Here is a 12,051-nt window from a genome sequence, read left to right as displayed (position 1 = left end):
GGGAGCCGCGGCGGCGGTGCTGCCGTTGCCTTACCCGAGAGGCGGCCGTTGCAAGCGCGGAAGGTCTTGCTGATGTTCAGCGTGCCTGGCAGGCCCGTGCCGCGTCAAGGGCCGGTTACTGCTCGGGGTGTCTTTCCCACCGACGGGCTACCGACAGACGTCGCTGACCGGCCGATGAGAGGACGCTGTACGCCCTGCTCACGCCGTTCGCCGGCGGGCGGCACCAACACGGCGGGCGGTGACCCGGTCTCCCGGATCACCGCCCGCCGCGACGCGATGTGCCCCGGCTCACGTGAGCCGGACGCGCGTCAGGTGGAGCAAGGTCACTTGAGGGTGACCTTGGCGCCCTCGCCCTCGAGCTTGGCCTTGGCCTTCTCGGCGGTCTCCTTGTTGGCCTTCTCCAGGACGGCCTTCGGAGCGGCCTCGACCAGGTCCTTGGCCTCCTTGAGGCCCAGGCCGGTCAGCTCGCGCACGACCTTGATGACCTGGATCTTCTTGCCACCGTCGGCGTCGAGGATGACGTCGAACTCGTCCTTCTCCGGCTCGGCCTCGGCGGCCGGTGCACCCGGACCGGCCGGGCCGGCGACGGCGACCGGAGCGGCGGCGGTGACCTCGAAGGTCTCCTCGAACTGCTTCACGAACTCGGAGAGCTCGATCAGCGTCATCTCCTTGAACGCGTCGAGCAGCTCGTCGGTGCTGAGCTTCGCCATGTCTGGCGTCCTTTCTCGCAATGAAAACTAAGAACGTGGTGCGCCGGGAGGGCCTCAGGCCGCCTCGGCGCCCTCCTGCTCGCGCTTCTTGTCCGCCAGGGCGGCCGCCGCGCGGGCGGCCTTGGAGAGCGGAGCCTGGAACAGGGCCGCGGCCTTGCTCAGGTTGCCCTTCATGGCGCCGGCCAGCTTGGCCAGCAGCACCTCGCGGGACTCCAGGTCGGCGAGCTTCGTGACCTCGGCCGCGGAAATGGCCTTGCCCTCGAAGACACCGCCCTTGATGACGAGCTTCGGGTTGGCCTTCGCGAAGTCGCGAAGCCCCTTCGCCGCCTCGACGACGTCGCCCGAAACGAAAGTCAGCGCGGTAGGACCGGAGAACAGCTCGTCGAGCCCGGAGATGCCCGCATCGGCCGCGGCACGCTTGGCAAGCGTGTTCTTCGCAACCGTGTAGCTGGTCTCCTTGCCGAGCGAGCGCCGCAGCTGGGTGAGCTGCGAAACCGTGAGCCCGCGGTACTCGGTCAGCACGGTCGCTCCCGCGTTGCGGAAGCTCTCGGTCAGCTCGGCGACGGCCGTGGCCTTGTCGGCCCGGATCGGCTTGTCCGCCATGTCCCTCCTCTCTCGTTGCTCGGAGCTGGTACGCCGGCGGCGAGCCGAGGCTCGACGACGGCGGCGGAGGCATCACGACAACGAAAAAGCCCCGGCGCAGGGCGCACGGGGCGAGGGCCGGGGACACGGGCACAGTCGGCGGACCGTGCGTGAAACCGAGTTTCGCTTACCGCCCTGCGCGGGTCGCCCGTCGTCGCGGGACCTTCGACCGTGCCGGAGCACGGTGACCAGCGGTCTTTGGGTGGAACTACCGCACCAGGTTACGCGACGTGCGCCGCAGCACCAAATCGCCGGAGGTGCTCCCGGTCACCAGGGCTCAGGCCCGGGTGCGCCGCGCCCAGGCGTAGCCGGTCAGCGCCACCGCCGTCCAGGCCAGGGCCCAGCCGGTGAGCAGCAGACCGGCCCCGGCCGCGACCGGCCCGGTGACCGCCCGCGCGGTCGCCATGACCGGCGGGGCCAGCCACGGCACGACCGAGCCGGAGAGCCCGAGCACCACGACCCCGACCGCGCCCGTGACCAGCACGGCGACCCCGTAGCCGGCGCTGCGGGTCACGGCCCGGCTCGCCAGCGCGCCGAGCGCCACCGCCGCCGGCAGCGAGAGCAGGTGCGCCCAGAGCCCGAGCGCCACCCCGACGAGCACCGGCCGCTCCCCCGGCCCGACGGTCGCGGTGACCCCGCCGAGCGGCCACGGCAGCGCCAGCGCGACGAGCACCACGGCGAGCCCGGCCACCAGCGCCGCGAGCAGCCCGGCCGCCCGCTCCCGGGCCGGGCCGGCCACCACCCGGGCCATCCGGCGCTGCACGTCGGGTTCCACGTCCAGCAGGATCTTGGTCTGCCAGGCCAGCACCGGGAACAGCACCACGGCGGAGACGCCGTAGGCCTCCGCCGGCCGGGCCCGGCCACCGCCGTAGAGGACGCCGAGGACGAGCAGGCCGGCCAGCACCGGCGCCAGCGCCCGTCCGGTACGCACGAAGCCGGCCAGCCGCAGCCGGACCAGCGCGATCACCGGGCCACCTCCGGCGCCGGCCCGGGCCGGGCGGAGTCCCCGGCCTCGGCACCGGCCTGGTCCGGGGAACCAGCGGCGGACGCGCCGACCGACCCGCCGGTGCCCGACGGCCCGGCGGAGGCCGGCACCGGGTGCGTGGCCGGGGGCGGGACGGCGTGTTCGCGTACCCGAAGGATCTGGTGGCCGTCGGCGCGCAGGCGGGCGACGGCGGCGGCCAGCCCGGCGGCCGGGACCGCCAGCTCGACCACGGCGACGGCCGCGCCGCCCGACGACGCCTCCTCGGTCACCGTGCCGTCGGTGACCGACAGGTGCCGGGCTCCGGGGAGCCGGACCGTCTCGCCGCGGTGGTCGCTGACCAGCACCGTGCCGCCGTCGGCCAGCACCTCGCCGATGATCTCGGGGACCGACTCGCGGGCGGTGGCGTCCAGCCCCTCCCAGGGCTCGTCGAGCACCAGCAGGCCGGGCGGGCGCAGCAGTGCCTGCGCCAGGCCGACCTTCTGCGCGGTGCCCTTGGACAGCCGCGGCAGGCGCACGTCGTGGAAGCGGGTCAGGCCCAGTCGCTCCACCCAGTGGCGCACCGCCCGGTCGGTGGCGGGACCGCGCAGGCCGGCGACGCGGCCCATGGCGGACAGGTAGGCCCCGACTGTGAACGGCTGGTCGGCGGGGAAGCGCTCCGGCACCCAGCCGACGACCGGCGGCCGGTCGGCGACCCGGCCCCGGCTCGGGCGCAGCACCCCGGCGGCGAGCTGGAGCAGAGTGGACTTGCCGGCGCCGTTGCGGCCGAGCACGACCGCTGCCTCACCCGGGCCGATCGCGACGTCGACCTGCCGCAGCACCCACGGGCCGTGCCTGTGGTAGCGGAGCCAGACGCCGTCGAGCCGCATGCGCCCGAGAGTGCCACACCGGACAGACGAACGGGGCCCCGCCACGACGTGGTGGCGGGGCCCCGTTCGGGAGTACGCGTGCTCAGCCCTCGGCCGAGCCCTCCTGGAAGTTCTTCACGACCTTCGGGTCGACCGGGATGCCCGGACCCATGGTGGTGGTGAGGGTGACCTTCTTGAGGTAGGTGCCCTTGGCCGCGGACGGCTTGGCCCGCAGCACCTCGTCCAGCACCGCGGCGTAGTTGTCCACCAGCTGGTTCTCCGAGAAGGAGGCCTTGCCGATGATCAGGTGCAGGTTGGAGTGCTTGTCCACCCGGAAGGTGATCTTACCGCCCTTGATGTCCGAGACGGCCTTGGTGACGTCCATGGTCACGGTGCCGGTCTTCGGGTTCGGCATCAGACCGCGCGGGCCCAGGATCCGCGCGATCCGGCCGATCTTGGCCATCTGGTCGGGCGTGGCGATCGCCGCGTCGAAGTCCAGCCAACCGCCCTGGATACGGGCGACCAGCTCGTCGGTGCCCACCTCGTCCGCACCCGCGGCGACGGCCTCCTCGGCCTTCGCGCCGGCGGCGAAGACGATCACGCGGGCGGTCTTACCGGTGCCGTGCGGCAGGTTGACCGTGCCGCGGACCATCTGGTCCGCCTTCCGGGGGTCGACGCCGAGGCGCATCGCGACCTCGACCGTGGCGTCGAACTTGACGTTGGTGGTCTCCTTGGCCAGCTTGACGGCCTCGACCGGGGTGTAGAGCTTCGACCGGTCGATGACATCGGCGGCCTTGCGGTAGCTCTTGCTGCGCTGCATTTCTGGTGACTCCTGTGGTCTCTGGCGGGCGCGCGGCGTACGCGGCCCTCCCACGAACAGACAGATCGGGTGGAGCGGTGGAGCGAGATCAGTCGGCGACGGTCAGGCCCATCGACCGGGCGGTGCCGGCGATGATCTTCTCGGCCTGGTCGATGTCGTTGGCGTTGAGGTCCGCCATCTTCTTCTCGGCGATCTCGCGCAGCTGGGCGCGGGTGACCGAGCCGACCTTCTCCTTGTGCGGGACGCCCGAGCCCTTCTGCACGCCGGCGGCCTTGATCAGCAGCCGGGCGGCGGGCGGGGTCTTCAGCACGAAGGTGAACGTGCGGTCCTCGTAGACGCTGATCTCGGCGGGGACGATGTCGCCCCGCTGGGACTCGGTCTGCGCGTTGTAGGACTTGCAGAACTCCATGATGTTCACGCCGTGCTGGCCGAGCGCGGGGCCGACCGGCGGCGCCGGCGTGGCCTGGCCCGCCGGCAGCTGAAGCGTGAACGTCTTGACGAGCTTCTTCTTCGGAGGCATGTCTCTTCCTGGGGCTTGGAACTGGGATTCTCGCCGGTCCGCGGGCGCGCACGGTCAGCACGGTGCGGACAGCCGACGTTCTAGGGTAGCGCAGCCGTCGGCCACCCCCGCGCCGAGGTCGGCGGATGGCGAAACGGCGCACCGGCGGCCACCCCGGGAAGGGGCGGGCCGCCGGTGCCGACGTACGTCAGATCTTGGCGACCTGGTTGAAGTTCAGCTCGACCGGCGTCTCCCGGCCGAAGATCGACACCAGCACCTTGAGCTTCTGCTGGTCGGCGTTGATCTCGCTGATCGTCGCCGGCAGCGACGCGAACGCGCCGTCGGTGACGGTGACCGAGTCGCCGACCTCGAAGTCGAGGACCTTGATCTCGGGCTTGGCCTTCTTCTGCTCGGTCTCGACCGCCGGGGCCAGCCACTTGAGCACCTCGTCGAGGCTCAGCGGCGCCGGCCGGTCGGCCCGGTCGGTCGCGCCGACGAAGCCGGTGACCCCCGGGGTGTTCCGGACGCAGGAGTAGGACTCGGCGGTCAGTTCCATCCGGACCAGGATGTAGCCCGGGAAGACCTTCGCCTGGACCTGCGACCGCTTGCCGTTCTTGACCTCGACCTCTTCCCGGGTCGGCACCTCGACCTGGTAGATGAAGTCCTCCATGTCGAGGGAGGTGATCCGGGTCTCGAGGTTGGTCTTGACCTTGTTCTCGTAGCCGGCGTACGAGTGCACCACGTACCAGTCGCCGGGCGCGTAACGCAGCTTCTGGCGCAGCTCGGCGACCGGGTCGAAGTCCTCGTCCGGGGCCGGCTCGGTGGTCGGGAACTCCGGCTCGCTGGCGGCCTCGACCGACTCGTTGTTGGCCGCCGTCGCCACCGTGGACTGCTCGTCCGGGGTTCCGGCGGTCTCGTCGTACTCAGGCACGCTCGCTCACTTCCGTCAGTATCGCTGTCCGCAGGTCAGCTGGACTCGCCGAAGACCCACAGCACCGCCTTGGCGAAGCCGTAGTCCAGGCCGGCCACGATCGCCAGCATCACCGCGACGAAGGTGACCACCACGGCCGTGTAGGTCAGCAGCTCCTTGCGGGTCGGCCAGATGACCTTACGCAGCTCTGCCACGACCTCGCGGAAGAACCGCGCGATGCGGGCGAACAGCCCGATCCGCTCGGTGTCCTTGCGGGTCTTCCGGCCCTCGGCCGGCTCGGCCTGCGCCCGCTTGCGGGTCGCGGTGCCACCCCGGGCGACCGGCTCGTCCGCGTCGGTGGCGTCGTCGTCGGCCACGTCGTCGACGGTCGCGTCGTCGTTCAGACGCTCGTCGCCGTCGTCCTCGCCGCGGCGCTTGCTCTCGGCCACTTCGCCCTCCGTGCGGGTATGGGGTCGCACGCCGGGCGGCGTGCGCGGCGTGTTGGTCACGCCGGCCGGACCAACCGTCCCGCGACGGGCCGCGGCCGGCGGACCGGCCGGGAGGGCCCGAACGCCTCGGAACCACCCCACCGATGCCACCACCACGGGCCGGACGCCGCCGGTGAGGGCGGCGCGACCCACGGAACGGTCAGGCCTGAGGCGCAGGGGTGACAGGACTTGAACCTGCAGCCTGCGGTTTTGGAGACCGCTGCTCTGCCAATTGAGCTACACCCCTGTGCGGCAACTCACCTCCACCCGGACACGCTGTGCCGAGCGGGGGTCACTTGCCCCACGGCGGACCAGTGTACGGGTAGTCGTGCGACTTTCCCAACCGGTCTGCCTCTCGCGCGTCGGGCGAACCCTCAGCGCGTCGTGCGGATCAGTGCCCGAGCCTGCGACAGCACCTTCTCGCCCTGGCAGGTGGCGGTGATGTCGAGCCTGGTCAGGCCCTCTTCGGTGACCTCCTTGACCACCGCTGACACCTCGATCTCGGTGCCCTCGTCGGTGTCCGGGACGACCACCGGGCGGGTGAACCGGACGCCGAAGTCGACCACCGCGTCCGGCGCGCCGGCCCAGCCGGCCACCGCCCGGCCGACCAGCGCCATGGTGAACATGCCGTGGGCGATGACGCCCGGCAGCCCGACGCCGGTGGCGGTGCGGTCGCTCCAGTGGATCGGGTTGAAGTCGCCCGAGGCGCCCGCGTAGCGGACCAGGTCCGCGCGGGTCACCCGGTACGTCTGGGTGGGCAGCTCCATGTCCTCAGGCCTCCCCGCGTACGACGATCTTGGACCACACGGCGACCACCGGCTCACCGTCCACCGTGCTCACGTCCGTGCGCGTGGTCAGGAAGCCGTGCCCGCCCCGGGTGGTGACCTCCTCGATGGTGTTCACGCACACCAGCTCGTCCCCGGCCACCACCGGCCGGGTGTACGCGAACCGCTGGTCGCCGTGCACCACACGGCTGTAGTCGACGCCGAGCGCCGGGTCCTCGACGATCTGCCGGCTGGCCGACATGGTGACGACCACGGGGAACGTCGGCGGCGCCACCACGTCGGGGTGGCCGAGCGCCCGGGCCGCCTCCGGGTCGTGGTGGACCGGGTCGGTGGCGCCGACGGCGGTGGCGAACTCGCGGATCTTTTCTCGGCCCACCTGGTAGGGGGCGGTCGGCGGGTACGTCCGGCCGACGAAGGACGGGTCCAGGGACATGCCGCCGAACCTACACGGAAAACACGAACGCCGATCCGCCCGGTCGGGCGGCCCGGAGGCCACCCGTCAGGTGGATCGGCGTTCGAGAAGCTGTTGCGGTGCCGGCTTGTGCCGGCCGCGGTCAGCGGGTCTCGCGGTGGACGGTGTGCTTGCCGTCCCGGGGGCAGAACTTCTTCAGCTCGATGCGGTCCGGGTCGTTACGGCGGTTCTTGCGCGTGATGTAGTTGCGCTCCTTGCACTCCACACACGCCAAAGTGATCTTCGGCCGGACATCGGTCGCCTTCGCCACGGCGGAGTGCCTTCCTCGCTCACGGATATCAACTACGGCGTGTCAGCGTACGCGCTGACGACGCGGACATGCAAAGTGGGCGCCTGTGGCGCCCATCCCACCGGCCACCGGGCTGGGCCCGGAGGACGAGAGTAGCGGTGGCCGGACTTGAACCGGCGACACAGCGATTATGAGCCGCTTGCTCTGCCATCTGAGCTACACCGCCGTGGCGGGTCCAGCCGGACCCTCTGAGCCCCCTTACGGAATCGAACCGTAGACCTTCTCCTTACCATGGAGACGCTCTGCCGACTGAGCTAAGGGGGCCTGCCCGATCACCCCGGGGGGTGTCGCGCAGGGGAAACAGTACACGACCGCGTCGCGCAGGTGAAATCGGATCCCCCGAGTGCGTGTCCGCCCTGGTCAGGGCACCACTCGCAGGCGCGGCAGCTCCCCCGCGACCACCGTCTCCGGGTCGACCTGGGCGCCGAACCAGGCCTCCAGCCGCTCGTACGGCAGAGGGCGGCTGAACAGGAATCCCTGGCCGATCTCACAGCCGATGTCCTGGAGCAGCTCCAGCGTCAGCTCGCTCTCCACGCCCTCGGCCACCACCGCCAGGCCGAACTGCTGCGACAGCGTCACCACCGCGTTGACGATCGCCAGGTCGCCCGGATCGGTCGCCATGCCCTGCACGAACGACCGGTCCACCTTCACCTCGTGCACAGGCAGCCGGCGCAGTTGCGCCAGCGACGAGTTACCCGTGCCGAAGTCGTCCACCGAGAGGCGGACACCGAGGTCACGCAGGCTGCGCAGGGTGGGTATGGGACGTTCGGTGCCGTCCAGGACACCCGCCTCGGTGACCTCCAGCGTCAGCCGCTGCGGCGGTACGCCGTACTCGGCCAGCAGGTCGCGTACCAGCGCCGGGAAGTGCTGGTCGGTGAGCGTACGCGCGGCGAGGTTGACCGCGACGGACAGCGGCTGTTCGCCGTGGCTCCAGTCGCGGCTGCGCCGCAGGCTCTCCCGGAGCACGAACTCGGTGAGCCGGCCGAGCTGGCCGGTGTGCTCGGCCACCGCCACGAAGTCGTCCGGGGCGACACTGCCGTGCGCCGGGTGCTCCCACCGGGCCAGGCACTCCACGCCCACCAGGCGGCGGTCCCGCAACGTGACCTTGGGCTGGAAGTAGACCTCCAGCTCGCCCTCGTCCAGCGCGCGTTGCAGGTCGCCGGCGAGGCCGAGCCGGCGCAGCGACCGCGACTCCAGCGCCGGGCTGTAGAGCTGCACGCTGCCCGGTACCGACTTGGCCGCGGTGGCGGCCAGGTCGACGCGTTGCAGCAGCGCCACCGCGTCGCTGCCGTGGTCCGGATGCACGGCCACCCCGACGACCGTGTCCACGTCCAGGGTGAGCGCGTCGAAGACCATCTCGTCGCGGATCTGCTCCCGCAGCTGGGCCGCCAGTTCCAGGGCCGCCTCGGTGCTCTCCAGCCGCAGCGTCACCAGGAACTCGTCACCGCCGGCCCGGCCGACGAGCGCCGAGGAGGGCGCGCAGGAGCGCAGCCGCTCGGCCACCTCCATGAGCACCTTGTCGCCGGCGGCGTGGCCCAGCGACTCGTTCACCTGGCGGAGCCGGTCCACGTCGAAGAGCAGCAGCGCCACCACCTCACCCGGGGCGCGGATCTTGACCGCCTCCGCCACCGACGAGGTGAGGCGCCGCCGGTTGGGCAGGCCGGTGAGTGCGTCGTGGTCGGCGTCGTGTCGCAGCCGGTCGACCAGGCGGGAGTTCTCCAGCGCCACAGCGGCGTGCGCGGCGACCGTCTCGAAGACGGGGATGTCGCCGGGGGCGAAGTGGCCGATGTCGCTGAGCCGGTTGGTCACCTCCAGCGTGCCGATCACGGCCTGGCCGGAGCGCAGCGGCACCACGATGGCGTCCTTGACCCGCTCCTCCCCCGCGGCCTGCCGCAACGCCGGATCGCCGCCGAGCCAGCGGCCGATCGAGAGGGTACGACCCTTCTTGTGCACCTGCTGGCGCAGGCTCGCCGGGGTGGGCGCCAGGTCCAGCAGGCCGGGGGTGTCCACCCGGGCGGTGAGCAGCACCTCGGGATGCCGGCCCTGGGCGGGCAGCCAGAGCGTCGCGTACTCGGCCTGCATCAGCGCGCGTACCCGGTCGAGGAGGATGTCGGCGAGTGACCGCTCGGTGCCGGAGGCGAGAAGGCGGGTGAGCTCGTACATCCCGGCCAGCGTGCGGTGCTGGCGGAAGAACTGGGAGTAGGAGCGGTAGACCAGGACCAGGCCGCTGAAGAGGGCGGCGAGCAGCAGCGCCGACCACCACGTCGTCTTCAGGGCGATCAGGACGAGCAGGCCGATCGCCACGTTGATGGCGGCGGTGAGCAGAGCGGTCGGCATGCTGCGCAGCGCGTCCCGCCCGGCCTGCCAGCCCTGGAGCAGCACGTGCACGCCGACCACGCTCACGAGGCTGACCAGCGTGACCACGCAGACGGCGAGGAACAGCGAGCCCCAGGTCCCCGGTCCGACACCGCGCAGCGGCGGCAGCGCCAGGAGTACGAGGCTGGCCAGCGAGGTGGCGGCGGCGGCCTTGGCGACGTTGAACCAGAGCTTCGCCGCGCCGAAACGGTGCGAGGCACTCCAGATCAGCACCGAGAGTGTGTAGATCAGTACGACACTCAAGGGCGGCAGGAAGTAGAGCGCCACGATCAGTGGCACCTCGGTGAGCGTCACGCCCACCGACTGGCGCCGGACGTAGACGTTCAGCACCGCGAAGCTGATCCCCGCCATGACGACGAAGAACACGAAGGCGAGCGGCCACTTGCCGAACGGGTGGTCCGCCACCAGGGCGATGCAGGTGCTGAAGACCACCGCCAGCAGCGCCAGAGGGGCGGTGACGAGCCAGGCACGTTCCGTTGACCTACGAGGTCGGCCCTGGCTTGCCATGCCCCTCCTACCCGAGACGTCGTCCGCCGGCCGGCGGACGACTCGATGATTCAGCGCGGGGCGTCCATCGTCCAGACGATGTCGGCGAGTTGCGCGCTACTGGTGCCGGGGAGGATGCCGAAGGCGCCTGCGATGGCGGCGAGCACGAGGAGCGAGCCAAGCAGCCGGCCCAGCGTTCGACCAGACATGATTGCTCCTGTCGGGAGATTGCCACAGGGATGGTGAAGGTTTCCCGATCGTGCCACAAGCCTGAGGGGCAGAAAAGCGGAGAGGACCCGCCCAGCCCGAGTAGCTGTCAGGTTCCGCCGTTCGGCCCGGCCACCCACGACACGCAGCCAGGTCATGGGGGTGAAGGGACGTCAGCCGCTTCGTCCATTGCGGATTCCCACCTTCACCCACGAAGGGGATCAAGTCACGCGAAACCCCACACCACCAACCCTGGGTCGCCCGGCCGGCTCGACCTGGCCGATCCGCCCGGTGGACCACCACCGGACCCGCGGGCATTGACCACCATACCTGCCCCTGTCATGAACACCAGAGGATGATTCCCTCATTCACGCCGGAACCGTTCAGTGGGCTCACCAGGGGCGTCCAGCGCCTTCGGCGTACGTCACCTGAGCATGTCCGCCACGCCGGTGTCCGGATCGACCGCCACGCTGAGCTTGCAGTGTCCCCCGGCTCGGGTCTCGCCACGGGGGACGAAGTCGACGACCAGCAGGCGCTCGGTTCCGCGGAGTCCTCGCACCTGCGCTTCGTACGGCTCGGAGAGCTGCCAGTCGTCGATCTGGAACCCGCCTCGGGGCTTGCCGGCGCGCATCCGTCTGGTGAACTCGGCGGTCGCCAGCACCCGAACCTCGTCCTGATCCACGACCCAGTATCGATCTACCGGCCCGTCCGCCGGAGGACGCGGCCCGGCGGACCGGTCGCGCGGCTACTGGCCGAAGGTGTACCGCAGATTCGCGTTGATCAGCTCGTTCAGTCGCCTACGCAGATGCCCGAGCAGCGAGGGGTCGGGAAGAGGCTCGGCGAGCAGCAGCGTCCACCGAAGCAGGGTGCCTTGATGCCCGTCGGACGCGAGATCGAAGCGCACCTGCGCGTCGGGTCGCTTCGACCACAGCGATGACCAGACGACCAGGTTCGGGCGTTCGCGGCGCAGGATCTGCGGTCGCTGTTCGTCGTCGAGCAACCGAAGCCACGGGCGTGCCGGGTCGCGGTCGGGCTCGGTCAGCGCCTCGAAGACGACGGCGGGCGGAGGCGCTTGACCGCGCATGCGACTGCCCGCTTCGATCATGGCTCAGCTTAACGGCGCAAGCCGACAGGGCTGACGAGCAAAGTACGACCTGAACGAGAATGGCCCCGGAGCGCGTTTCGCAGCTCACGGGGCCGTTCTTGCACCTGGTAGCGGGTAGAGGATTCGAACCTCTGTAGCTTTCGCGACGGATTTACAGGGTGTCAACGATCTTGCACGCCTCAACCTCGTTGAGCTGCTGTTTCTCTTCCCCATGCAACGATTGGTTGACCAACTGCCCACCATGTGCCCACGACGGGAGACAGCTCGGCGGTCGCACGACTGTGGCCGCGGGCAGGGCACCGGTTGCTACAGAGGTTGAAAGGCTGACGTCCGTCGGCGTGTCTGCGTGATCTGGGTCGATGTGGGCGGTAGGTCGGAGGCATGAGGTATCCGGCTGGTGGTGGCGTGAACGCGGCAGCCCGGGTCCGGCGT

15 protein-coding genes and 3 tRNA genes are annotated in these 12,051 nt (G+C 70.8%); all 18 read right to left on the bottom strand.

The window, feature by feature from the left end; genetic code table 11:
• Positions 1-323 precede the first annotated feature (323 nt).
• The 18 genes from rplL to ABD52_RS09945 all read right to left on the bottom strand — a co-directional run bounded on the left by rplL (position 324) and on the right by ABD52_RS09945 (position 11,619).
• Positions 324-710, bottom strand: coding sequence for a 50S ribosomal protein L7/L12 (rplL, locus tag ABD52_RS10025; protein ID WP_013288642.1), 387 nt, complete (start codon positions 708-710; stop codon positions 324-326).
• A 54-nt stretch (positions 711-764) separates the two neighbouring features.
• Positions 765-1,313: a 50S ribosomal protein L10 gene (gene rplJ / locus ABD52_RS10020; RefSeq protein WP_013288643.1), complete on the bottom strand. Its 549-nt coding sequence runs from the start codon at positions 1,311-1,313 to the stop codon at positions 765-767.
• A 316-nt stretch (positions 1,314-1,629) separates the two neighbouring features.
• A complete protein-coding gene (locus ABD52_RS10015) occupies positions 1,630-2,319 on the bottom strand; it encodes a hypothetical protein (RefSeq protein WP_047891642.1) in 690 nt (229 codons plus the stop codon).
• Positions 2,316-3,203 carry an ATP-binding cassette domain-containing protein gene (locus tag ABD52_RS10010; protein ID WP_047891641.1) on the bottom strand — a complete coding sequence of 296 codons (888 nt, stop codon included), beginning with the start codon at positions 3,201-3,203 and terminating at the stop codon, positions 2,316-2,318. The genes ABD52_RS10015 and ABD52_RS10010 overlap by 4 nt, the downstream gene beginning before the upstream one ends.
• 82 nt (positions 3,204-3,285) lie before the next feature.
• Positions 3,286-4,002 carry a 50S ribosomal protein L1 gene (gene rplA / locus ABD52_RS10005; RefSeq protein WP_047891640.1) on the bottom strand — a complete coding sequence of 239 codons (717 nt, stop codon included), beginning with the start codon at positions 4,000-4,002 and terminating at the stop codon, positions 3,286-3,288.
• 88 nt (positions 4,003-4,090) lie between these two features.
• A complete protein-coding gene (rplK, locus tag ABD52_RS10000; RefSeq protein ID WP_013288647.1) occupies positions 4,091-4,522 on the bottom strand; it encodes a 50S ribosomal protein L11 in 432 nt (143 codons plus the stop codon).
• Positions 4,523-4,709: 187 nt separating this feature from the next.
• Positions 4,710-5,432, bottom strand: coding sequence for a transcription termination/antitermination protein NusG (gene nusG / locus ABD52_RS09995; RefSeq protein WP_013288648.1), 723 nt, complete (start codon positions 5,430-5,432; stop codon positions 4,710-4,712).
• 35 nt (positions 5,433-5,467) lie between these two features.
• Positions 5,468-5,860 (bottom strand): preprotein translocase subunit SecE, encoded by a 393-nt coding sequence (gene secE / locus ABD52_RS09990; RefSeq protein ID WP_013288649.1) that lies wholly within the window; start codon positions 5,858-5,860, stop codon positions 5,468-5,470.
• Positions 5,861-6,073: 213 nt separating this feature from the next.
• A tRNA-Trp gene (locus tag ABD52_RS09985) sits at positions 6,074-6,146 on the bottom strand.
• A 127-nt stretch (positions 6,147-6,273) separates the two neighbouring features.
• Positions 6,274-6,666: a MaoC family dehydratase gene (locus tag ABD52_RS09980; RefSeq protein ID WP_030269317.1), complete on the bottom strand. Its 393-nt coding sequence runs from the start codon at positions 6,664-6,666 to the stop codon at positions 6,274-6,276.
• 4 nt (positions 6,667-6,670) lie between these two features.
• Entirely contained in the window at positions 6,671-7,117 is a 447-nt protein-coding gene (locus ABD52_RS09975; protein ID WP_013288651.1) for a MaoC family dehydratase N-terminal domain-containing protein, read from the bottom strand.
• 121 nt (positions 7,118-7,238) lie between these two features.
• Positions 7,239-7,406 carry a 50S ribosomal protein L33 gene (gene rpmG / locus ABD52_RS09970; RefSeq protein ID WP_013288652.1) on the bottom strand — a complete coding sequence of 56 codons (168 nt, stop codon included), beginning with the start codon at positions 7,404-7,406 and terminating at the stop codon, positions 7,239-7,241.
• Between the two features lie 132 nt (positions 7,407-7,538).
• Positions 7,539-7,611 (bottom strand) — tRNA-Met (locus tag ABD52_RS09965).
• A gap of 25 nt (positions 7,612-7,636) precedes the next feature.
• A tRNA-Thr gene (locus tag ABD52_RS09960) sits at positions 7,637-7,709 on the bottom strand.
• Positions 7,710-7,805: 96 nt separating this feature from the next.
• Complete coding sequence (locus tag ABD52_RS09955) at positions 7,806-10,328, bottom strand: bifunctional diguanylate cyclase/phosphodiesterase (RefSeq protein WP_013288653.1); 2,523 nt, start codon at positions 10,326-10,328, stop codon at positions 7,806-7,808.
• Positions 10,329-10,378: 50 nt separating this feature from the next.
• Positions 10,379-10,516, bottom strand: coding sequence for a hypothetical protein (locus ABD52_RS40155; RefSeq protein WP_013288654.1), 138 nt, complete (start codon positions 10,514-10,516; stop codon positions 10,379-10,381).
• 422 nt (positions 10,517-10,938) lie between these two features.
• Positions 10,939-11,196 (bottom strand): hypothetical protein, encoded by a 258-nt coding sequence (locus tag ABD52_RS09950; RefSeq protein ID WP_235437432.1) that lies wholly within the window; start codon positions 11,194-11,196, stop codon positions 10,939-10,941.
• A 63-nt stretch (positions 11,197-11,259) separates the two neighbouring features.
• Complete coding sequence (locus ABD52_RS09945; RefSeq protein ID WP_013288656.1) at positions 11,260-11,619, bottom strand: hypothetical protein; 360 nt, start codon at positions 11,617-11,619, stop codon at positions 11,260-11,262.
• Positions 11,620-12,051 lie beyond the last annotated feature (432 nt).

Origin of the sequence: Micromonospora sp. RV43 (assembly GCF_001029515.1) — a bacterium.
Classification (GTDB): domain Bacteria; phylum Actinomycetota; class Actinomycetes; order Mycobacteriales; family Micromonosporaceae; genus Micromonospora; species Micromonospora aurantiaca.
This window is presented reverse-complemented; position numbering and strand designations above follow the sequence as displayed.

What these genes read in the sequence shown, in the direction of transcription:
- rplA (WP_047891640.1), bottom strand. Translation starts at nt 4,002, where the DNA reads ATGCAGCGCAGCAAGAGCTACCGCAAGGCCGCCGATGTCATCGACCGG.
- rplL (WP_013288642.1), bottom strand. Translation starts at nt 710, where the DNA reads ATGGCGAAGCTCAGCACCGACGAGCTGCTCGACGCGTTCAAGGAGATG.
- ABD52_RS10010 (WP_047891641.1), bottom strand. Translation starts at nt 3,203, where the DNA reads ATGCGGCTCGACGGCGTCTGGCTCCGCTACCACAGGCACGGCCCGTGG.
- ABD52_RS09980 (WP_030269317.1), bottom strand. Translation starts at nt 6,666, where the DNA reads ATGGAGCTGCCCACCCAGACGTACCGGGTGACCCGCGCGGACCTGGTC.
- ABD52_RS09975 (WP_013288651.1), bottom strand. Translation starts at nt 7,117, where the DNA reads ATGTCCCTGGACCCGTCCTTCGTCGGCCGGACGTACCCGCCGACCGCC.
- ABD52_RS40155 (WP_013288654.1), bottom strand. Translation starts at nt 10,516, where the DNA reads ATGTCTGGTCGAACGCTGGGCCGGCTGCTTGGCTCGCTCCTCGTGCTC.
- ABD52_RS09945 (WP_013288656.1), bottom strand. Translation starts at nt 11,619, where the DNA reads ATGATCGAAGCGGGCAGTCGCATGCGCGGTCAAGCGCCTCCGCCCGCC.
- rplJ (WP_013288643.1), bottom strand. Translation starts at nt 1,313, where the DNA reads ATGGCGGACAAGCCGATCCGGGCCGACAAGGCCACGGCCGTCGCCGAG.
- rplK (WP_013288647.1), bottom strand. Translation starts at nt 4,522, where the DNA reads ATGCCTCCGAAGAAGAAGCTCGTCAAGACGTTCACGCTTCAGCTGCCG.
- ABD52_RS09955 (WP_013288653.1), bottom strand. Translation starts at nt 10,328, where the DNA reads ATGGCAAGCCAGGGCCGACCTCGTAGGTCAACGGAACGTGCCTGGCTC.